Raw genomic sequence first — 18691 nt, forward strand, 5'->3', positions numbered from 1 at the left:
CAGTGTCGCAGGGGCCGCCGACAACGGCCGCGAACGACGGAGGGCGGGGCGGGAAATCGTCCCCGCCCCGCCCCGGTGTGCCGCGTGGCGGATCAGCGGGCGAACCGCTCCCGCAGCTCGGCCTCCAGCGTCTCCAGGCTGCGCCCGCGCGTCTCGGGCAGGCAGCGCTCGACGAACACGACCGCTCCGACGCCCACGACGGCGAACAGGAAGAACGTCGGCGAGATTCCGATGCCGTCCACCAGCTGAGGGAACAGGAACCCGACCAGGACGTTCGTCAGCCACAGGATGAGCGCGGCGAGCCCGAACGCGGCGCCGCGGATGCGGGCGGGGAAGATCTCCGCGAGCATCAGCCAGGTCACCGGCGAGACCGCGCCCTGCTGGAACGCGAGGAACGTCACGGTCAGCGACAGCACCACGAACGGCAGGGCAGGTGTGCCGGCGAGCAGGGCGGACGCGCCGCCGACGAGCAGCAGCGAGGTCGTCGTCCCGATCAGGCCGGTGATCAGCAGCGGACGCCGGCCCATCCGGCCGAGCAGTGCGATGCCGACGAACGTGGCGAGCACCGAGATGACGCCGTTGGCGATCTGGCCGATGAGCGCGCCCTGCTGGTCGAAGCCGGACTTCTGCAGGATCTGGACGCCGTAGTACATGATCGAGTTCACGCCGGTGAGCTGCTGCACCATCGCGATCCGGAGGCCGATGACGAACACGCGGCGGATCCACGGGACGGCCAGCTCCGTCAGGAGCGGCGTGCGCACGGCGCGCTCCTCGTGGCGGCGGATCTCCTCGGCCTCCCGCTCGGCATGGTGTTCGGTGCGGATGCGGCGGAGGACGGCGAGCCCCTCCGCGAACCGGCCGTGCAGGATGAGCCAGCGCGGGCTCTCCGGGACGACGAGCATGCCGAAGAACAGCACGACGGCGGGCAGCGAGGCGACCACGAGCATCCAGCGCCAGACGGCAGCGTGCTCGGGGACGACGGCGGCGAGCAAGGCGTTCACGACGAACGCCGCGAGCTGGCCGGACACGATCATCAGCTCGTTCGTCGTGACGATGCGGCCGCGGCGGGCGGCGGGGGCGAGCTCCGCCAGGTACATCGGGACCACGACGGAGGCGCCGCCGACCGCGAGGCCGAGCGCGAAGCGCGCGGCGATCATCACGCCGATGGTCGGCGCGAAGGCGCACACGACCGCGGCGAGGAAGAACACGACGGCAAGGGCGCCGATGAGGCCCCGGCGCCCGCGGCGATCGGCGATCCGCCCGCAGAGGAAGGAGCCGAGTGCCGCGCCGAAGAGGAGCGACGACACCACAGTGCCCTCTTCGAGCGGGGTGAGCGGCCGGTCCTCGAACTGCATGAACGGCAGGGCGCCGCTGATGACGCCGGTGTCGTAGCCGAACAGGAGGCCGCCGAAGGTGGCGAGGATGGCGACCCGGCGGAGGAAGCGGCGGGCGCGTGGGTCGTCGGGGTGGGGTGAGGCCGTGCCGGCGATCGCCGTGGTGGCGGCCTCCGGGAGAGGGGATGCGGTCATGGTCGCTCCTTCGCGTCTTGTTGCTATGTCTGGACATTAGAACGTGACGCGAGAAGTTGCAATGCTTTCATTCTTGGTGCTTTTATGCCGGATCGCTGGGCGCTCCGAAAAACCGCGCCACCGGGATGGCGGCGAGGTGCGCTTCGGAGCGGGCTACGCCGCGGCCGGGATCCCGATCCGCCCGATGCGCGCGCCGGTCAGCGCGGACAGGTCGTCGATCGTCGCCGCGTCGTGGCGGCGCGCGGCGTGCACGACGATGGCCGCGCAGGCCTCCGCGTCGGCGAGGGCGTCGTGGTGGTGGAAGTCCTCGAAGCCGGCCGCCATCGCCGCGACCGGGAGGCGGTACGACTCCAGGTGGTAGGTGCGGCGGGCGACCTGGAGGCTGCACAGGTAGCGGTACTCCGGGCAGGAGACGAACGTGGCGGCGCACGCGGCGCGGATGACGCCCATGTCGAAGCCGGCGTTGTGGGCGACCAGGTGGTCGTCCTCCGCGAACTCCACCAGGTCGGCGAGCTGGTCGACCCAGCCCGCGGCGCCGGCGACGTCCTCCGGCTGGATGCCGTGGATGCGGACGTTCCACTCCTGGAACAGGTCGTGCCCGAGCGGGGGCCGGATGAACCAGCTCGCCCGGTCGACCACGCGACCGTCGCGCACCTTCACCAGCCCGACCGAACAGGCGGACGCCGCCGAGGAGTTCGCGGTCTCGAAGTCGATGGCGGTGAAGTCCAGTGGCACGCCCGAATGCTCGCACGGCCCACCGACCTCGCCCGGTCGCCCACGCCGCCGAGGGCTGAAAATACCCCGGACGGCCCGGAGTAGGGTCGCAGGTATGCGGGAGCGACGGGAGCGGGAGGCGCACGCGCGGGCGTTCGACCGGGCGGCGGAAGTGTACGACGCGGCGCGGCCGGACTATCCGGCGGACGCGGTCGCCTGGCTCACGGAGGGCGTGACCGGCCCGGTCATCGACCTCGGTGCAGGCACCGGAAAGCTGACGCAGGCCCTGGTCGGGAGCGGTTTCGACGTGATCGCCGTCGACCCGTCGCCGCAGATGCTCGGTGTGCTGGCCTCCCGCGTCCCGGAGGCGGACGCCCGCAGCGGGGCGGGCGAGAGCATCCCGGTCCCCGACTCCAGCGCCGGACTCGTCGTCGCCGCGCAGGCCTGGCACTGGGTGGACCGGGAGCGCGCCGTCCCGGAGGTCGCGCGCGTGCTCCGGCCGGGCGGCAGGATCGGGCTGGTCTGGAACGACCGCGACGAGAGCGTGGACTGGGTGCGCGAGCTCGGCGAGCTGATGGGCGCGGGGGAGGCGCACTTCGGCGAGGAGGGGGAGCCGGCGGTGGGCGCGCCGTTCGGCGAGCTGGAGCGTCACGACGTGCACTGGGTTCAGGCGCTCACGCTGGACGGCCTCCTGGACCTGGCGCGCTCGCGCAGCTACTTCATCACCAAGGACCCGGACGCCCAGGCGGCGGTGATCGCGTCGCTGCGCCGGCTCCACGCCGAGCATCCGGAGCTGGCAGGGACGGAGCGGATCGAGCTGCCGTACGTCACACGGTGCTACCGGGCGACGCTGGGGTGAGGTCGGCGGCCGGTCGCCGCTCCCGCCCGTAGAATGGACGACCGTGGCTCTCACTATCGGTATCGTCGGACTCCCCAACGTCGGCAAGTCGACCCTTTTCAACGCGCTGACCAAGAACGACGCCCTCGCGGCGAACTACCCGTTCGCGACCATCGAGCCGAACGTCGGCGTCGTCAACCTCCCCGACCCGCGGCTGGAGAAGCTGGCCGAGCTGTTCAGCAGCGAGCGCATCCTCCCGGCGCCGGTGTCGTTCCTCGACATCGCCGGCATCGTGAAGGGCGCGAGCGAGGGCGAGGGCCTGGGCAACAAGTTCCTCGCGAACATCCGCGAGGCCGACGCGATCGCGCAGGTCGTCCGCGGCTTCTCGGACCCGGACGTGGTGCACGTGGCCGGCAAGGTGGACGCCGCAGGCGACATGGAGACCATCAACACCGAGCTCATCCTCGCGGACCTGCAGACCCTGGAGAAGGCGGAGCAGCGCTACGAGAAGGAGGTCAAGGGCCGCAAGCTGGAGCCGGTGGTGCTGGAGACGGCCCGCGAGGCGATCGCGTTCCTGAACGACGGCAAGCCGCTGTCGGCGTCGACGATCGACCTGGAGCCGATCCGCGAGCTAGGGCTCCTGACCGCGAAACCGTTCATCTACGTGTTCAACGTGGACGAGGACGTGCTGACCAACGAGTCGCGCCGAGCCGAGCTGGCCGCGCTGGTCGCCCCCGCGCAGGCGGTCTTCCTGGACGCCAAGCTGGAGTCCGAGCTGATCGACCTCGACGCCGCCGACGCCGCGGAACTCCTGGCCTCCACCGGCCAGACGGAGAGCGGCCTCGACCAGCTCGCCCGCATCGGCTTCGACACCCTGGGCCTGCAGACCTACCTGACGGCGGGCCCGAAGGAGTCCCGCGCCTGGACGATCCACAAGGGCTGGAAGGCCCCCCAGGCGGCCGGCGTCATCCACACCGACTTCGAGAAGGGCTTCATCAAGGCCGAAGTCATCTCCTTCGACGACCTCGTCGACGCCGGCAGCGTCGCGGAGGCGCGTGCGCGCGGGAAGGCGCGCATGGAGGGGAAGGAGTATGTGATGCAGGATGGGGATGTTGTGGAGTTCCGCTTCAACGTCTAGCCCTCCCCGCCGTTCACCACCCCAGTGACCCCGGCACCCCCTTGAACGGCCCCACCACGCCGCTCGTGATCCACCCGCCGTAGAACCCTCCGGGCTGCGGCGTCACGACCTCCCCGTCGACCGTGCACTCGTCCATCTGCTGCGCGTAGACGGCGACGCGGTCTCGGAGCGGCTCGAACCCGGGTGACGGCTGCGGGTAGTTCCACGCGGATGCGGACCGCACCTCGCCTCCGCCGCGCACGTCGAGGTATCGCGCAGTGCCCTTGAACTCGCAGAACGACGAACCGTCCGCGTCGACCAGCGCGCCGGGTGCGAAGTCCGCTATCGGGATGTAGTAGACCGGCGGGTGGCTGGTCTCGAGCACCCGGACGACGTCTCGGGTCTCCACGATGAGCTGCCCGCCCAGACGGATCGTGACAGGCGCGGTGACGCGCTCGATGCGTGGCGGCCTCGGGTAGTCCCACACGGACTCCTGTCCCGGTCCTGGGATCTCGGGGCGCGGTCGGGGCACCTGTTCACTCTACGTCCGCGGTGCTTCACTGGAGTATGGCCGCCTCGCCGATGTTCCCGCTCGGATCGGTGCTGTTCCCGTGCGTGGCCGTCCCGCTGCGGGTGTTCGAGTCGCGGTATCTCACGATGGTCGGACGACTGCTCGACGAGGACGAACCGGGCTTCGAGTTCGGTGTCGTCCTCATCGAGCGCGGATCCGAAGCCGGGGGTGGCGACCAGCGCGCCTCGGTCGGGACGATGGCGCGTCTCGTGAGCGCTTCCGCGGGCGCCGAGGACCTGCTCATCGTCGGCGTCGGCACCCGTCGGTTCACGGTCGAGCAGTGGCTTGACGAGGACCCGTATCCCCGGGCCGAGCTCTCGATGCTGCCGGAGCTGGAGTGGTCCGAGGCGCTGATACCCCTGCGGGCCGAGGCCGAAACGGTCGTCCGCCGCGTGATCGCGCGCGTCGCGGAGCCGGAGTCCGACGCCGGTGTCGAGCTGTCGGAGGATCCCGTCGCAGCCGCGTGGCAGCTGGCGGCGATCGCCCCGCTGGGCGAGTACGACCGGTACACCCTGCTGAGGTCGACATCGATGGGAGGTCTCCTGCGTCAGACGATCGATCTGACCCTCGAGGCGGAGGAGCTCTGGGCCGCCGAGTGAGGCATCCGACCGCCGTTCGGCTGCCGGCGCCACACGCCGGAATCGCCGGGTTCAGGCCGCGTCGGGCATCCCTTCGCGGACGGGCTCGGGCCACGCGGCCCCACCCAGCTCCACGGCTTCATCCAGTGCCGCGGTCGCCACTCGGCGCCCCTCGGCGATGAGGCGCGGCACGTCCGACATCCCCCACTGCGCCATCCCGCCCATCTCGGGCTGGATGAGCACGACGGAGGGGTCCCGCTTGAGGTCGGCGGTGCGCGTGACCATCCGCATCATCCGAACGTTCTCCCACTTCGCGTGCAAGCGCACCACGATGACGCGGGTCGCGCCGAGAGCGAGAGCGGCCTGGACCGGGACGTTGTCGACGATGCCGCCGTCGGCCAGCAGCTTCCCGTCGCGGCGGACCGGAGGGAGGAGTCCCGGCACGGCGATCGTCGAGCGCAGGGCGACGCTCAGCGGTCCTTCGTCGATCGTCACGGCCTGGCGGGTTCGCAGGTCGGTGGCGACGGCGCCGAACCGGCGCGGGAGGTGCTCGATGAGCGGATCGGAGCCCAGGTGGCGGTGGAGGGAATGCCGGACCGCATGCGTGTCGAGCAGTCCCCAGCGCGGGGTGAGCGACCACCGGGCGATCGCGCTCCAGCGGAACCGATGCGCGGCGCGCTCGATCTCCGGCGACTCGAAGCCCGCGGCATATGCTGCGCCGACCAGGGCGCCGGAACTCGTGCCGGTGATGATTCCCGGCCGGATGCCGCGCTCCGCGAGCACCTGCAGAACGCCCACGTGGGCAGCGCCGAACGCGCCGCCGCCGCCCAGGACGAGGCCCAGGGTGCGGTCATCGCTCACGTCGTTCTCGGTCATATCGATGTGCGACCGTATCAGTCGTCAGGTGAAAGCCCTCTGTGGGTGCGCCCGAAGGAGATCCGGGCACGACACGGCGCGCCCGTCCTTCCGAAGGCCGTTGGGAAGGAGATCCGGGCCGTGTGTCCTTCCAGCCGTGCCTACGGTTCCGTGGTCAGCGGCGGATCCCCGATCACCGTGTGCAACCAGATCCAGCTCCCGTTCGCGCTGCCGCGCACCAGATCCACATGCACCGTCTCCTCCGCCGCCACCGGCCCCACGCCCACATGCAGCGTCCGCGCCTGCGGCGCATCCAGCGTCCAGCTCTGCGCCGCGACTCCCGCGTTCGCGGACGCCTCCACGGTCAGCACCGCTCCGAGGTCGAGGAAGAACGGCGCCACCGCCCAGGCGAAGTCGTACGAGCGCGTCTCGGTGATGCCGAAGTCGGCCGGCGTGAAACGCACCGAGATCCGGAACCAGTCCGGACGCTGGGTCGGGTGCACGTCCCACGAGTAGTAGAACGCCGGGTTCAGGTCGGGGGCGAAGAGGACGTCGCCGGTCGCGACGGCCGACGGCAGGGTGAGGTCGACGCCCGTGCCCAGGGTGCGTGCGGCGTGGCCGGCGTCGAGGGCGGCGATCGTGCCGGGGTACCGGCCGAAGCCGGGGAGGCCGCCGAGCTGGCCGCGGAGGCGGTCGGCGAAGTCGGCCAGTTCCGCGCGGTGCGGGCGCCGGGTCGCGCCGCCCGGCGAAGAAGGGATGCTGTCCATGGTGCCGCACCATACGCCGACGCGGCGGCCGCGGGGAGGCGAGATCAGAACTCCCGGACCACCGTCCCTTTCGGCCCCGCCACCAGCGTACCCGCCGGGACGTCATCCGCGACGATCGCGCCCGCGGCGATGACCGCGTCCCGCCCGATGCTGACGCCGGGGAGGATCGTCGCCCCCGCCCCGATCCACACGTTCTCGGCGACGTCGATCGGGCCGCCCGTCAGCCAGACGCGGCGCTCCTCGACGTCGACGGGATGGCCGACCGTGATGAAGGTGACCCGCGGCGCGACCATCACGCGCGGAGCGAGGCGGATGCCGGCGTAGTCGAGGAACGTGCAGTTCTGGTTGATGAAGACGCGCTCCGACAGCTCCAGGTTGAGGCCGTGGTCGGTGAAGAACGGCGGGTAGATCGTCGTGCGCTCCGGCAGCGGCCGGCCCATGATCTCCGAGAACAGCGCAGCCTTGCCCGCCTCGTCGTCGAACGGCAGCACGTTGAGCCGGGAGGTCAGCTCGGTCGCCCGCAGGACGCGCTCCGACATGGCCTGGAATTCGGGGGAGTGGATGCGCATCAGGAGGTCGCTCGGCATCCCACGATCCTCCCTCCGCTCGAGGTGCCGGGGCACCGGGACACGCCAGGGATGTCGGACCCCTCGGGTAGCATCCCGGGCATGGCCATCGAGGTGCTGCCGGCCACCGGCCGCTGGGACGATTTCGCCACGTTCATGGTGCCGCGGAAGGCCGGCGCCGGCGGCTGCGTGTGCATGTCGTACCGGGACGCCCGCCTGCCGATGTCCGAGCGCATCGACTACATGCACCACGAGTGCTCCACCGAGCCGGGTCCCGGCGTGCTGGTCTACGCAGACGGGGAGGTCGCCGGCTGGTGCTCGGTCGCGCCCAAGTCCACGTACCGGCGGCTGATGAACTCCCGCACCATCCCGCACCTGGACGAGGAGCTCGACCCGTGGTCGATCGTCTGCTTCGTGGTGCGCGGCGGCTACCGCAAGCGCGGGCTGATGCACGACCTCCTCGACGGGGCGGTGGAGCACGCGCGGGCTTCAGGCGCGGGGCTCGTTGAGGGCTACCCGGTCGAGACGCGCGGCGAGCGGGTGGACGTGATCAGCGGCTACGTCGGCACGGTCGAGCTGTTCGAGAAGCACGGGTTCGCGCGGCTGCGCGAGACGGACGCGCACTCGGGCGGGTCTGTGCGGTGGGTGATGCGGCGGGAGGTCTGAGCGGCGCTGCGGTGCTCGTCAGCGCGAGATGACCGCGTGGAGCAGCCGGTCGTCGTCCGCGGTGAACCCGTGACGCCGGTAGAACGGGATCGCGCGCGGGCTGGAGTGGACGGTCACCCGTTCCAGCTCGAGCGTCGCCGCCCGCGCGAGGATCGCGTCGAGGAGTCTCCCGCCGACGCCGCCGTCACGGTCGCCGGGGACGACGTAGGCGCACTGCACGTCCCCGGAGGCGCGCTCGAACCGGCGGGCGCTCGGCACCCGGGGGATCACGGCGAGCCAGGTCATGCCGATGACCTCCGCGCCGCGCACCGCCACGAAGCACTCGTGGTCGCCGTGCGCCGCCGCCCACGACGCGAAACGCGCCGCGAACTCCTCGCGGGGATCGTCGGGCTCGCCGGCGAACTCCACGAGCGAGTCCCAGCGGAGTCCGCCGACCTGCCCCCATTCGTCCGGATGCGCGGGCCGGACCTCGATGTGCTCCATCCCGCCACCCTAGTGAGCGCGGGACAGATCAGCCTGGCTCGATCACTCCCGCGGCGTCGCGAGCACCTGGTCCGGGTCGGAGTACACCACAACGCCCGGGTCGCGGGTGACCCGTCGCTCCCACCCGATCCCGTGCCGGTCGAGGATCCGCAGGTAGCCCGGGATGCGGTCGAGCAGGTCCTCCGCGCCGGCGTCGAACCAGCTCACAGAGAGCGGGTGCGCGATGAAGATGCCCGGATCCACGGAGGCGGGATCGATCACGCGCGCGGCGAACCAGTCGTTCGCCGACCGCCAGAACCGCCGGTCGACGGGGGAGAGCCGGCCGTCGCGCGCGAGACCGTTCACGAGAGCGAACACGCCGGGCCGGATGCCGCGGCGGTTGACGGTCGTCGCGCGGAAGCGCACGTACTGCATCGGCGGCTCGCAATCGTCGCGGGAGGACACCCTCCCGCGGAGCCTACCGGCCGGGCTGAGGCCCCGCCACGCACACCACGGCCGCCGACCCGAATCGGGCCGGCGGCCGTGTGCGCCGCCGAGGGCGAGGGCGGAGGACTCACCCCCGGCTGATCCGCCGCCGGTAGATCGCGGTGGCGAAACCGTAGGCGACCACCAGGATGCCGACGCACCAGGCGAGGGCGATCCAGATGTCCCCGGTGACCGGCTGCTCGGCGAACAGTGCCCGGATGGTGTCCACGATCGGAGTCACCGGCTGGTGCTCGGCGAACCAGGCGACCGGGGCCGGCATCGTGTTCGTGGGGACGAACGCCGAGCTGATGAACGGGAGGAAGATCAGCGGGTAGGCGAAGGCTCCCGCGCCGTCCACGCTCTTCGCCGAGAGCCCGGCGATGACGGCCACCCAGGTCAGCGCCAGCGTGAACAGCACCAGGATGCCAGCGACCCCCAGCCAGGCGAGCACGCTCGCTCCGGTGCGGAAGCCGATCAGCAGCGCCACCAGCACCACCAGCACGACCGAGATCATGTTGGCGACCAGCGAGGTGAGCACGTGCGCCCAGAGCACGCTCGACCGGGCGATCGGCATGGACTGGAAGCGCTCGAAGATGCCGCCCTGGAGGTCCATGAAGAGCCGGTACGAGGTGTACGAGATGCCCGACGCGATCGTGATCAGCATGATCCCGGGGAGCAGGTAGTTCACGTACGAACCCGAGTCGGGGCCGGTGTTGATGGCCCCGCCGAGGACGAACACGAACAGCAGCATGAGGGCGATCGGCACGATGGTGACCGTGATGATCGTGTCCAGGCTGCGCGTGATGTGCTTCATGGACCGCCCGGTGAGGACGGTGGTGTCTGCGACGAAGTTCGCGGTGGACATCAGGACTCCTTCGACGGCTGCGCTTCGGCGGCCGCGGACTCAGGCGAAGCGGAGGCGCCGGCGGAGGCCGACGGTCCGACGATGGCGAGGAACACGTCCTCCAGGCTGGGCTGCTTCTCCACGTACTCGACCTGCGCCGGCGGGAGGAGCTGCTTGAGTTCGGCGAGCGTGCCGTTGGCGATGATGCGGCCCTCGTGGAGTATCGCGATGCGGTCGGCCAGCTGCTCGGCCTCGTCCAGGTACTGCGTGGTGAGCAGCACGGTCGTGCCGCGCCCGGCGAGGCGCTTGACGGTCTCCCACACCTCGATGCGGGCCTGCGGGTCGAGGCCCGTGGTCGGCTCGTCGAGGAACACCACCGGCGGCTCGCCGATCAGGCTCATCGCGATGTCGAGCCGGCGGCGCATGCCGCCCGAGTACGTGCCGACCTTGCGGCCTCCCGCCTCGGTGAGGGCGAAGCGCGCCAGGAGCTCGTCCGCGATCCCGGCCGGGTTCTTCAGGTGGCGGAGCCGGGCGACCAGGATGAGGTTCTCCCGGCCGCTCAGGACCTCGTCCACCGCGGCGAACTGGCCGGTCAGGCTGATCGAGTCGCGCACATCGTCCGGGTTGCGGGCGACATCGAAACCGTTGACGCTGGCGGTGCCGTCGTCGGCCTTCAGCAGGGTGGAGAGGATCTTCACCGCCGTGGTCTTGCCGGCGCCGTTGGAGCCGAGGAGGGCGAAGATGCTGCCGGGCTGGACGTCGAAGTCGACGCCGCGCAGCACGTGCAGGTCCTTGTAGGACTTCTGGAGGCCGCGCACATGGATGGCGGGGCCGGCTGTGGTGGTGGGGCTCATGACTTCTTCTCCTGCTCGCGTTCGGCCGCGTCGACCGCCTCGGTGAGGCGGGCGCGCTCCTTGTCGATCCAGCGGGTGCCGACGTAGGCCGCGGCGAAGGCCTCGGCGAACTCGACCGGGTCGTCCCCGACGATCTCGCGGACCGGCGTGCCGTCGGCCGCCGCGCGCTCCCAGAGCTCGACGAAGTCGGTCATCATCGTGAGGATGGTGTCGCCGTCGACGATCCCGCCGTTGTACATGAGGTAGCGGTTGAGCGCCTTCGCGACGCCGTTGTACGGCTCGGGGAGGGCGTCCAGCCGGCCCTTGATCTGCCGGTACTGCTTCTTCTGCTCGAGCGATCCGGTGACCAGCTCGATCCACTTGGCTGCCATTTCAGTTTCCTCCGTCTCGGAGCTGTTCCAGTCGCTCTGCGAGGAAGCTCCACGTCCTCCAGAACTCGTCCAGGTATTCGCGTCCCGCTGCGTTGAGCGAGTACACCTTGCGGGGCGGCCCCTTCTCCGACGGGACCTTCTCGACATCCACGAGGCCCCGCTGCTCCACCCGGACGAGCAGGGCGTAGACGGTGCCCTCGGCGATGTCTTCGAAGCCCTGGTCGCGCAACCACGAGGTGATCTCGTAGCCGTACGCGGCCCGGCCCGACAGGATGGCGAGGACGATGCCCTCGAGCGTGCCCTTGAGCATCTCGGTCGTCTGCTTGCCCATGACACCCCTTCCAACTACTCAGTGCTGTTGACTACCACTAGATAGTAACGCCGAGTACCGGTAGATAGCAACACTGAATACCGACTTTTTTCGGGGTGTTCTTCGGGGCCGACGATGGTGCGGCGGGCTAGCATCTCAGCATGCTCGGGAGCCTCTTCGCGGACACCATCGGCTGGTTCGGCGGCGCGGCCCTGGCGAACCGGCTGACCGCTCGCGGACACGATCGGCGCGCGGCCGAAGGGACCTTCCTCGCCGGGCTCCGTGTCCTCTCGGGGCGGCATCAGGGGTTGTCGTCGGACTGGCGGATCGCCGACTGCACCGTGGCCGAGGGGCGGGTGCGGATGGAGAACCTCACCGTCCGAGTGCTCGGCGTCGCCGCCGACGAGCCGCGGCAGGCCACGCTGCGCGAGGTGCTCGCGGCCTCGCCGACCACGATCTACCGGCTGGAGACGGCATCGGCGGTCGTGGAGTGGTCGCTGCTGAGCCGTCACGCTTCGCGCGCACGCTCCTTGCTCGGCGAGTGACGGGGGAGGCTAGCGCGCACTGGGGCTGAGCACGTCGTCCACGAACGCGCTCGTCGTGGCCACCACCAGCTCGCGCACGTCGCGCGCCGTGAGCGCCGACACCTTCAGCGTCTTCATCCCGTGGTCGGCGCCCGCGACGGGCACGATCCGCACATTCGCGTGGTCGCCCGGCGCGGCCGCCACCTCGGTGCGCAACAGCTCGGCGCCGCCGAACGTGTCGCGGTCGCCCTGGAGCACGAGCACGGGGACGGTCGGAGTCAGCAACTCGTCGAGACGGGTGACCGCGGGCCGTCCCGGCGGATGGAGCGGGAACGCCAGGCACACGACCGCAGCGGCTCCCGTCGCTCCCGCCGTGCGGCATGCGACCCGCGCCCCCGCGCTGCGGCCACCGACGATGACGGGGAGGCCGCCCGCCAGCTCCGCGACGACCGGCGCGGCCTCCAGCCATGCGGCGTCGAGCGCCGGCGGCCGGGAGGCGACCTTCTTCCCGGCGACCCGCCACGGCTGCTCGAACAGCGCGACGGTCACCCCGAGCGCGGGCAGCGCGGACGCCAGCGGGCTCAGGTCGGCGGCGCCGATGCCCCCGCCCGCGCCGTGGCCGAGCCAGAGGAGGGCGCGCGGGCGCTCCGCGGGCGCGACCACCAGCCGGCCGGGCCCGGCGGCGGTCGGAACGTCTACATCCACGCCTCGAACGCTAGCGGGTGTCGCGCTCCCGGCGCATCCCCGCGTCGCGGGCGCCGTCCACTTCCGGGGTGTCGGGCCCCGGCGGGCGCACGGCTGCCGCCTCCGCGGCCTCCGCGGCGGCCTCCGCGACGGCGGCGTCGGGCACGCGACCCGGGCCGCCGCCCTTTAGCAACCGTGCGTGCAGCACGTCCCCGACGAACAGGTCGTAGACGAGCACGCCGATCACACCGCCGATCAGCGGACCGAGGATCGGCACCCACATGTACCCGCTGAACCAGGCGCCGTTGCCCGGCACAGCGAGGTCCCCCCACCCGGCGATCCAGGCGAGGAGGCGCGGCCCGAGGTCACGGGCCGGGTTGATGGCGTAGCCCGCGTTCGCGCCGTAGGACATGCCGATCGCCGCGACCGCGAAGCCGACGATCAGCGGGCCGAGATTCGATTGGACCGCGGTGTTGCGGAGGTCGATCACGGCGACGATGAGCAGCACCAGGAACATCGTCCCGACCACCTGGTCGAACAGCGGGCCCCACATGTTGCCGTTGTAGTACGGGGCGGGGAAGGTCGCGAAGATCGAGAAGGACGCCAGCGTGTGGCCGTTCGTCTTCGGTCCCTTGCTCGCCGCGTCGAACGCGCCGATCGCCGCCGCGTAGACCCCGAGCACGAGCGCCGCGCCGACGAACGCGCCGAGCAGCTGCGACAGCATGTACGGGAGCACCTTCACCCAGGCGAAGCCGCGACGCACCGCGAAGGCCAGCGTCACCGCCGGGTTCAGGTGCGCGCCGCTCACGCCGCCCGCGACGTAGACGCCGAACACGACGGCCATCGCCCAGCCCCAGGTGATGAGCAGCCAGTCGCCGGTGCCGAGGAAGAAGGTCGTCGGGCCCTCGGTGCGCCCCGACCCGGGGAGGGCGGCGACCGCCATGGCCACCACTCCGTCGCCGAACGCGATCAGGACGAACGTCCCGAGGAACTCGGCGAGGCATTCGCCCCACAGTCCTCCGCGTCGTTTGAGGCCCCATCCGCGTACCAGGACGGGGATCGTGTCATCGCTCATTTCCGCACCTCCGCACGGGAAATCGGTACGGGCGCGCGCTCGCGCGTCCCGGCGCGTCGCTGTCTCACGGAGCGGGATCGTGCGCCGATATAATCAGTGTTACGCCAGTGATTGCGATTGCGCAATCATATTCTGTGCGGCGTCGCAAATTTCGTGAGGGGGAGTCCTGCGGATGAGTCTGAGGAGCATGCTGGGCGTCGACGTGCCCGTCGTCCTCGGCCCGTTCGGCGGGCTGTCGTCGGTCGCGCTGACCGCGGCGGTGAGCGAGGCGGGAGGCCTCGGCTCGTACGGCCTGTACGGCTACGACGGCGCGCGCATCCGCTCGGTCGCCGCCGAGCTGCGGGAGGCCACGGCCCGTCCCATCGCCCTGAACCTGTGGCTGCCGCACCGGGAGGCGGGCGAGCGCGACGCGGCGGACTTCGACCGCGCCGAGTTCGACCGCGCCGTCGCCGGGATGGCCGAGCTGTTCGCGCAGGCCGGCGTGCGGCCTCCGGAGTGGCCGGTCGCGCCTCTCCCCGACTTCGAGGAGCAGCTGGAGGCCGCGCTCGACGCGCGCCCCGCCGCCCTGAGCTTCGTGTTCGGCGTGCCGGCGCCCGACGTGGTCGAGGAGGCGCACGCGCGCGGCATCCGCGTGATCGGCGCGGCGACCACCGGTGCGGAGGCCCGCGCGCTGGAGGCCGGCGGCGTCGACGCCATCGTCGCGTCCGGCGCGGAGGCGGCCGGGCACCGGCCGTCCTTCCTGCTGGAGCCCGAGCGGAGCCTCGTCGGCGGGATCTCGCTGATCCCGCAGGTGGCCGACGCGGTGAGCGTGCCGGTCATCGCGGCCGGCGGCATCGCCGACCGACGCGGGGTCGCCGCGGCGTTCGCACTGGGCGCGTCGGGTGTGCAGGTCGGCACGGCCTTCCTCGCCACGGCGCAGTCCGCGGCCCCCGCGGTCCACCGGCAGCGGATCCGTGCAGCGCTCGCCGCCGACACCGTACTCACCCGGGCGATGAGCGGACGGGTCGCGCGCGGCCTCCCGAACCACGCCGTCCGGGCGATCGAGCGCAGCGGGGCTGCGGCGGGCTTCCCGCTGCAGAACATCCTCACCGGCGTGTTCCGGCGCGCCGCGTCGGCCGCCGAGCAGCCCGAGCTGCTGTCGCTGTGGATGGGGCAGAGCGCCGGGCTCTCCCGGTTCGAGGACGCCGCCGACGTGTTCGCCGAGCTCGCCGCGGGGGTGGCGGATGGCGCCCGCTGAGCCCGCCCGCACGCACCGCGTCGTGCGCCCACCCATCCTCTATGCCGGCACTCCGGTCATCCTGCTCTCCTCGCTGAACGGGGACGGCACGCCGAACCTGGCGCCGGCGTCGTCGTACTGGGCGCTCGGGCAGATGCTCGCGCTCGGGCTGGAGAGCGACGGGCAGACCCTCGCGAACCTCCAGGAGCGTCCGCAGCTGACCGTCAGCTTCCCGTCGCCGCCGCTCTGGCCCGCGGTGGAGCGCATCGCCGACCTCACCGGCCGCGCGGACATCCCTGCCGCGAAGGCCGGGCGGTACACGCACCACGCCGACAAGTTCGCCGCCGCCGGGCTCACGCCGCAGGCCTCCGACCTGGTCGCGCCGCCGCGCGTGGCGGAGTGCCTGCTGCAGCTGGAGGCGGAGGTGCGCCGCATCACGCCCGGCGTCACCGGGGAGTACGCGATCGCCGAGGCGGAGGTCGTGCGCGTGCACGCCGACCGCCGGATCGTCGCGGACGGCGACCACATCGACCCGCTGGCGTGGCAGCCGATCGTCTACAGCTTCCGGCACTACTTCGGGATCGGGGAGCCGCTGGGAGCGCGCGGGGGAGCGGTGCCGGAGAGGGTGGACGCGACCCGGGTGGACGCGGACCGCGAACCCGCCTCCACCTTCGACCTGGTGGCCTGGGAGCTGGAGGAGGCCGGCGGCGACTCCGCCTGCTGGCTCGCCTCCGTCTGCCCCGAGTGCGGGGCGATGCGGGAGGGCGACGGGCCGTGTCAGCGCTGCCAGGCGGACCCGCCCGCCTGAGCTGAAGCCTCTGCGGGCTCCCCGCGCGTCACATCCCCGCAGCAGCCCCCGGCAGCAGCAGGGTGAACCGGCCGTCGGCGCTCGGGAGGTCGCCCGCCGCGGTCGCGAACGCCCGGAACGACGCCACAGCCGTGTTCCGCTCGCCGGGCTCCATCTCGGCGAGCACCTCGGCGAGGGCCGCCCGGCGGTGGCCGATGACGCGCTGGACGAGCGCCGACCCCTCCGGCGTGAGGGTCACGCGGACGAAGCGGCGGTCGTCGGGGTCCTCCGTGCGCGCGACCAGCCCCAGCCGCACGAGCTTCTCGCAGGTGCGGGTGGCGTTGGACGCGTGCACGCCGAGTTCGGCGGCCACGCCTCCGAGGGTCTGGGGGCCGCGGGTGGCGACCATCACGAGCACCCGGAGCTGCGGTGACGTGACGATGTCCTCCACTTCGGACACCGAACGGGCGGCGACCCGCATCATCACGTCGGCCGCCTCGAGGGCTGCGTCGACCTCGTCGGCGATTTTTTCCTGGTCCACCCCTCAGTTTTACCGTGTGCGGATACATTCGTGCATCCATCTCGTGCTCGTGGCGTCACGCGGCGTGTTCCGCCGGGTGTCCTGAGTGCTACGTGCGAGCACGCTTCGAGTGCTGTCGGCCCCCTTCCGCACGGGCCGGGAACGCGGGACAATTGCGCTGTCGCAATCAAGGAGGCGATCGTCATGGTCGAAGCACGGGAGCGCGACGTGGTCGAGGGCCGGTACACGCAGGCCGAGCCCGAGACGGCCGAAGAGCGCGTCGTCCACGGTCAGTACACCGAAGGTGAGGGGCACCTCGGCCCCGACACCGAGGTCGTCGGAGCCTACGTGGGCTCCGAGCGCGAGGGCAGGCCGCCCCTCGTGCGCAGCACCCACCAGCGGAGTGGGAACTACCCGAAGGCGCAGCACGAGGAGGCCGAGCAGGCCGCTGCACCCGACGAGGAGGGCTAGCCCTCCCGACGGGGCGCCCTGCCACCTTCCACAGGGCGCTCCGTCACTCTTACGCGCGCGCCGGGCTCAGCCCACGACCGCCGCGACGAGCCGCGCCCAGGACGCGCCGAAGGCGTCGATCCCCGCCCGTTCGAGCTCGGCGGTGACGTCCGCGAGCCGCACGCCGGCGCGCTCGAGGTCGTCCAGCACCGCCCGCGACTCCGCGTAGGCGCCGCGGACCGTGTCCGGACGCACCGCCCCGTGGTCGTACAGCGCCTCCAAGGTCTTCGCCGGGATGGTGTCGACGACCTCCGGGGCCACCAGTTCCTCGAGGTAGCGGGTGTCCCGCATCGCCGGGTCCTTCACGCCGGTGGAGGCCCAGAGCGGGCGCTGCGGGTGGGCGCCCGCGGCCGCGAGCGCCTGCCACTCGGGCAGCATCAGCGACTCCTCGAACGCGGCGTAGGCCAGGCGCGCGTTGGCGACGGCGGCGAGGCCGCGGAGCCCGTCCGCGACGGGGCCGCCGATCGCGGCCAGCCGTTCGTCGACCGCTACGTCCACCCGCGAGACGAAGAACGACGCGACCGAGTGGATGCCGTCCAGGGGGATCCCGCCCGCGGCGGCCCTCGCGAGCCCGGCGCGGTAGGCGGCCATCACCTGGCCGTAGCGCTCGAGCCCGAACAGCAGCGTCATGTTGATGGACGCGCCCTCGGCCGTCGCCTCCTCCAGCGCGCGCACGCCCGCGTCGGTGGAGGGGATCTTGACCAGAACGTTCGGCCGGTCCACGAGCCCGCGCAGCTCCCGGACCTCGGCGAGCGTCGCCGCCGTGTCGTGCGCAGCGTCGGGCGTCACCTCGATCGACACGAACCCGTCCGCGCCGCCGGCGGCGTCGAACACCGGGCGGAGGACGTCGCAGGCCTCGCGCACGTCCGCCGCGACCAGCGCGAGCGCGGCCTCCCGCGGCGCGGCGCCGGACGCCCGCAGCTCGGCGAGCCGGCTCGCGTACGCGTCCGGGTCGTCCTCGACCGCCTTCGCGAAGATGGTCGGGTTGGTCGTGACCCCGGTCACGTCGCGGTCGCGGATCAGCTCCGCGAGCCTTCCGGAGACGAGGTCGCCGCGCGACAGGTCGTCCAGCCAGATGCTCACCCCTGCCCGGCGGAGGTCGCCGGTCGCGGTCATCCGTCGGCCCTCCGGGCGCTCCAGCCCTGGCCGCTCCAGCCGTCCGCGCTTCCTTCCAGGAATCGCCGCTGCGCGATCCCGGCGAGCTCGCCGGTGAAGCGGGAGGTGCGGGTCGTCGCCCCCGGCGCGCGGACGCCGCGGACCGCCATGCACAGGTGCTCGGCCTCCAGGACGACGCCGACGCCGCGCGGCTCCAGCTCGTCGTCCAGGTAGTCGGCGATCTGCGCGGTCAGCCGCTCCTGCAGTTGGAGGTCGCGGGAGAAGTGCTCGACGGCGCGCGCCAGCTTGGAGAGTCCCAGCAGCCGGCCGCCCGGCAGGTAGCCGACATGTGCGACGCCGCGGAACGGTAGCAGGTGGTGCGCGCAGAGCGAGGTGAACGGGATGTCGCGCACCAGCACGAGGTCGTCGTAGCCCTCGTCGTTGGGGAACGTGGTCGGCCGCAGCGCGGGGGAGTCCAGCAGCTCAGCGAAGGCCGCGGCGACGCGGCGGGGGGTGTCGGCCAGCTGCGGGTCGGCGGTGTCGCGACCGAGGGCGTGCAGGAGCTCGGCGACCGCGGCCTCCGCTCGCGGCCGGTCGACGGTGGCGGGCCACGGGCCCGGGAGGGGTTCGGCGACCGGGTGGAGCACTGCCTCGTCGTCGTGGGATTCTGTGGTCAGCGTCATCGTGCCTCCCGGGTCTGCGGGCGTTCGTCCTGCGCCGAGACTACGTCCGCGGGATTTCTTTTGTCAAGA

At 72.0% G+C, this 18691-nt stretch carries 25 protein-coding genes; 8 read left to right on the forward strand and 17 right to left on the reverse strand.

Annotated elements, in window-relative coordinates; translation table 11 throughout:
• Positions 1-92: 92 nt before the first annotated feature.
• Positions 93-1529, reverse strand: a complete 1437-nt coding sequence (locus F1C12_RS00360; RefSeq protein ID WP_185276915.1) for a sugar porter family MFS transporter — start codon at positions 1527-1529, stop codon at positions 93-95.
• Between the two features lie 153 nt (positions 1530-1682).
• The gene (locus tag F1C12_RS00365) at positions 1683-2264 is read right to left on the reverse strand and encodes an exonuclease domain-containing protein (protein ID WP_185276916.1); all 582 of its coding nucleotides are present in this window, start codon (positions 2262-2264) and stop codon (positions 1683-1685) included.
• A 94-nt stretch (positions 2265-2358) separates the two neighbouring features.
• Here F1C12_RS00365 and F1C12_RS00370 point away from each other — a divergent pair, with 94 nt between their 5' ends.
• A complete protein-coding gene (locus tag F1C12_RS00370; protein ID WP_185276917.1) occupies positions 2359-3102 on the forward strand; it encodes a class I SAM-dependent methyltransferase in 744 nt (247 codons plus the stop codon).
• Between the two features lie 43 nt (positions 3103-3145).
• Complete coding sequence (ychF, locus tag F1C12_RS00375; RefSeq protein ID WP_185276918.1) at positions 3146-4219, forward strand: redox-regulated ATPase YchF; 1074 nt, start codon at positions 3146-3148, stop codon at positions 4217-4219.
• Positions 4220-4232: 13 nt separating this feature from the next.
• Here ychF and F1C12_RS00380 read toward each other — a convergent pair whose 3' ends face one another.
• Positions 4233-4730 (reverse strand): DUF427 domain-containing protein, encoded by a 498-nt coding sequence (locus F1C12_RS00380; protein WP_185276919.1) that lies wholly within the window; start codon positions 4728-4730, stop codon positions 4233-4235.
• 35 nt (positions 4731-4765) lie between these two features.
• Between F1C12_RS00380 and F1C12_RS00385 the strand changes: the two genes are divergently transcribed.
• Positions 4766-5368, forward strand: coding sequence for an LON peptidase substrate-binding domain-containing protein (locus F1C12_RS00385; protein WP_258046060.1), 603 nt, complete (start codon positions 4766-4768; stop codon positions 5366-5368).
• 51 nt (positions 5369-5419) lie between these two features.
• On the opposite strand, the gene F1C12_RS00390 is transcribed toward F1C12_RS00385, so the two are convergent.
• The 3 genes from F1C12_RS00390 to F1C12_RS00400 all read right to left on the reverse strand — a co-directional run bounded on the left by F1C12_RS00390 (position 5420) and on the right by F1C12_RS00400 (position 7556).
• Entirely contained in the window at positions 5420-6223 is an 804-nt protein-coding gene (locus tag F1C12_RS00390; RefSeq protein WP_185276920.1) for a patatin-like phospholipase family protein, read from the reverse strand.
• A gap of 140 nt (positions 6224-6363) precedes the next feature.
• Positions 6364-6969 (reverse strand): hypothetical protein, encoded by a 606-nt coding sequence (locus F1C12_RS00395; RefSeq protein ID WP_185276921.1) that lies wholly within the window; start codon positions 6967-6969, stop codon positions 6364-6366.
• 44 nt (positions 6970-7013) lie between these two features.
• Positions 7014-7556 (reverse strand): DapH/DapD/GlmU-related protein, encoded by a 543-nt coding sequence (locus tag F1C12_RS00400; protein WP_185276922.1) that lies wholly within the window; start codon positions 7554-7556, stop codon positions 7014-7016.
• Positions 7557-7637: 81 nt separating this feature from the next.
• Here F1C12_RS00400 and F1C12_RS00405 point away from each other — a divergent pair, with 81 nt between their 5' ends.
• Positions 7638-8201, forward strand: a complete 564-nt coding sequence (locus F1C12_RS00405) for a GNAT family N-acetyltransferase (protein WP_185276923.1) — start codon at positions 7638-7640, stop codon at positions 8199-8201.
• Positions 8202-8219: 18 nt separating this feature from the next.
• On the opposite strand, the gene F1C12_RS00410 is transcribed toward F1C12_RS00405, so the two are convergent.
• From F1C12_RS00410 to F1C12_RS00435, 6 genes are all read right to left on the reverse strand, one after another.
• Positions 8220-8684, reverse strand: a complete 465-nt coding sequence (locus F1C12_RS00410) for a GNAT family N-acetyltransferase (protein WP_185276924.1) — start codon at positions 8682-8684, stop codon at positions 8220-8222.
• Positions 8685-8726: 42 nt separating this feature from the next.
• Complete coding sequence (locus F1C12_RS00415; protein ID WP_219732670.1) at positions 8727-9128, reverse strand: hypothetical protein; 402 nt, start codon at positions 9126-9128, stop codon at positions 8727-8729.
• Positions 9129-9237: 109 nt separating this feature from the next.
• Entirely contained in the window at positions 9238-10014 is a 777-nt protein-coding gene (locus F1C12_RS00420; protein WP_185276925.1) for an ABC transporter permease, read from the reverse strand.
• The gene (locus tag F1C12_RS00425) at positions 10014-10847 is read right to left on the reverse strand and encodes an ABC transporter ATP-binding protein (protein ID WP_185276926.1); all 834 of its coding nucleotides are present in this window, start codon (positions 10845-10847) and stop codon (positions 10014-10016) included. The genes F1C12_RS00420 and F1C12_RS00425 overlap by 1 nt, the downstream gene beginning before the upstream one ends.
• Positions 10844-11218: a DUF1048 domain-containing protein gene (locus F1C12_RS00430; RefSeq protein WP_185276927.1), complete on the reverse strand. Its 375-nt coding sequence runs from the start codon at positions 11216-11218 to the stop codon at positions 10844-10846. Before F1C12_RS00430 ends, F1C12_RS00425 begins: the two co-directional genes overlap by 4 nt.
• Position 11219: 1 nt before the next feature.
• Positions 11220-11549: a PadR family transcriptional regulator gene (locus F1C12_RS00435; RefSeq protein ID WP_185276928.1), complete on the reverse strand. Its 330-nt coding sequence runs from the start codon at positions 11547-11549 to the stop codon at positions 11220-11222.
• Between the two features lie 140 nt (positions 11550-11689).
• Between F1C12_RS00435 and F1C12_RS00440 the strand changes: the two genes are divergently transcribed.
• Positions 11690-12073 carry a hypothetical protein gene (locus F1C12_RS00440; protein WP_185276929.1) on the forward strand — a complete coding sequence of 128 codons (384 nt, stop codon included), beginning with the start codon at positions 11690-11692 and terminating at the stop codon, positions 12071-12073.
• A gap of 9 nt (positions 12074-12082) precedes the next feature.
• On the opposite strand, the gene F1C12_RS00445 is transcribed toward F1C12_RS00440, so the two are convergent.
• The gene (locus tag F1C12_RS00445) at positions 12083-12757 is read right to left on the reverse strand and encodes an alpha/beta hydrolase family protein (protein WP_185276930.1); all 675 of its coding nucleotides are present in this window, start codon (positions 12755-12757) and stop codon (positions 12083-12085) included.
• Positions 12758-12767: 10 nt separating this feature from the next.
• Entirely contained in the window at positions 12768-13811 is a 1044-nt protein-coding gene (locus tag F1C12_RS00450; RefSeq protein ID WP_185276931.1) for an MIP/aquaporin family protein, read from the reverse strand.
• Positions 13812-13983: 172 nt separating this feature from the next.
• Between F1C12_RS00450 and F1C12_RS00455 the strand changes: the two genes are divergently transcribed.
• A complete protein-coding gene (locus F1C12_RS00455) occupies positions 13984-15048 on the forward strand; it encodes an NAD(P)H-dependent flavin oxidoreductase (RefSeq protein ID WP_185276932.1) in 1065 nt (354 codons plus the stop codon).
• Positions 15035-15835, forward strand: a complete 801-nt coding sequence (locus F1C12_RS00460) for a flavin reductase family protein (RefSeq protein WP_185276933.1) — start codon at positions 15035-15037, stop codon at positions 15833-15835. Before F1C12_RS00455 ends, F1C12_RS00460 begins: the two co-directional genes overlap by 14 nt.
• A 28-nt stretch (positions 15836-15863) precedes the next feature.
• Here the strand turns inward: F1C12_RS00460 and F1C12_RS00465 are convergent, their stop codons facing one another.
• Entirely contained in the window at positions 15864-16355 is a 492-nt protein-coding gene (locus F1C12_RS00465; RefSeq protein ID WP_258046061.1) for a MarR family winged helix-turn-helix transcriptional regulator, read from the reverse strand.
• 183 nt (positions 16356-16538) lie between these two features.
• Here F1C12_RS00465 and F1C12_RS00470 point away from each other — a divergent pair, with 183 nt between their 5' ends.
• Positions 16539-16805, forward strand: coding sequence for a hypothetical protein (locus tag F1C12_RS00470; protein ID WP_185276934.1), 267 nt, complete (start codon positions 16539-16541; stop codon positions 16803-16805).
• 66 nt (positions 16806-16871) lie between these two features.
• Here the strand turns inward: F1C12_RS00470 and tal are convergent, their stop codons facing one another.
• Positions 16872-17960: a transaldolase gene (tal, locus tag F1C12_RS00475; RefSeq protein ID WP_185276935.1), complete on the reverse strand. Its 1089-nt coding sequence runs from the start codon at positions 17958-17960 to the stop codon at positions 16872-16874.
• Entirely contained in the window at positions 17957-18622 is a 666-nt protein-coding gene (gene folE / locus F1C12_RS00480) for a GTP cyclohydrolase I (RefSeq protein ID WP_185276936.1), read from the reverse strand. Before folE ends, tal begins: the two co-directional genes overlap by 4 nt.
• Positions 18623-18691 lie beyond the last annotated feature (69 nt).

Source organism: Leifsonia shinshuensis (assembly GCF_014217625.1).
GTDB lineage: Bacteria > Actinomycetota > Actinomycetes > Actinomycetales > Microbacteriaceae > Leifsonia > Leifsonia shinshuensis_A.

What these genes read in the sequence shown, in the direction of transcription:
- F1C12_RS00390 (WP_185276920.1), bottom strand. Translation starts at nt 6,223, where the DNA reads ATGACCGAGAACGACGTGAGCGATGACCGCACCCTGGGCCTCGTCCTG.
- F1C12_RS00470 (WP_185276934.1), top strand. Translation starts at nt 16,539, where the DNA reads ATGGTCGAAGCACGGGAGCGCGACGTGGTCGAGGGCCGGTACACGCAG.
- F1C12_RS00395 (WP_185276921.1), bottom strand. Translation starts at nt 6,969, where the DNA reads ATGGACAGCATCCCTTCTTCGCCGGGCGGCGCGACCCGGCGCCCGCAC.
- F1C12_RS00455 (WP_185276932.1), top strand. Translation starts at nt 13,984, where the DNA reads ATGAGTCTGAGGAGCATGCTGGGCGTCGACGTGCCCGTCGTCCTCGGC.
- tal (WP_185276935.1), bottom strand. Translation starts at nt 17,960, where the DNA reads ATGACCGCGACCGGCGACCTCCGCCGGGCAGGGGTGAGCATCTGGCTG.
- F1C12_RS00460 (WP_185276933.1), top strand. Translation starts at nt 15,035, where the DNA reads ATGGCGCCCGCTGAGCCCGCCCGCACGCACCGCGTCGTGCGCCCACCC.
- folE (WP_185276936.1), bottom strand. Translation starts at nt 18,622, where the DNA reads ATGACGCTGACCACAGAATCCCACGACGACGAGGCAGTGCTCCACCCG.
- F1C12_RS00405 (WP_185276923.1), top strand. Translation starts at nt 7,638, where the DNA reads ATGGCCATCGAGGTGCTGCCGGCCACCGGCCGCTGGGACGATTTCGCC.
- F1C12_RS00360 (WP_185276915.1), bottom strand. Translation starts at nt 1,529, where the DNA reads ATGACCGCATCCCCTCTCCCGGAGGCCGCCACCACGGCGATCGCCGGC.
- F1C12_RS00370 (WP_185276917.1), top strand. Translation starts at nt 2,359, where the DNA reads ATGCGGGAGCGACGGGAGCGGGAGGCGCACGCGCGGGCGTTCGACCGG.
- F1C12_RS00430 (WP_185276927.1), bottom strand. Translation starts at nt 11,218, where the DNA reads ATGGCAGCCAAGTGGATCGAGCTGGTCACCGGATCGCTCGAGCAGAAG.
- F1C12_RS00410 (WP_185276924.1), bottom strand. Translation starts at nt 8,684, where the DNA reads ATGGAGCACATCGAGGTCCGGCCCGCGCATCCGGACGAATGGGGGCAG.
- F1C12_RS00440 (WP_185276929.1), top strand. Translation starts at nt 11,690, where the DNA reads ATGCTCGGGAGCCTCTTCGCGGACACCATCGGCTGGTTCGGCGGCGCG.
- F1C12_RS00425 (WP_185276926.1), bottom strand. Translation starts at nt 10,847, where the DNA reads ATGAGCCCCACCACCACAGCCGGCCCCGCCATCCATGTGCGCGGCCTC.
- F1C12_RS00385 (WP_258046060.1), top strand. Translation starts at nt 4,766, where the DNA reads ATGGCCGCCTCGCCGATGTTCCCGCTCGGATCGGTGCTGTTCCCGTGC.
- F1C12_RS00400 (WP_185276922.1), bottom strand. Translation starts at nt 7,556, where the DNA reads ATGCCGAGCGACCTCCTGATGCGCATCCACTCCCCCGAATTCCAGGCC.
- F1C12_RS00450 (WP_185276931.1), bottom strand. Translation starts at nt 13,811, where the DNA reads ATGAGCGATGACACGATCCCCGTCCTGGTACGCGGATGGGGCCTCAAA.
- F1C12_RS00435 (WP_185276928.1), bottom strand. Translation starts at nt 11,549, where the DNA reads ATGGGCAAGCAGACGACCGAGATGCTCAAGGGCACGCTCGAGGGCATC.
- F1C12_RS00420 (WP_185276925.1), bottom strand. Translation starts at nt 10,014, where the DNA reads ATGTCCACCGCGAACTTCGTCGCAGACACCACCGTCCTCACCGGGCGG.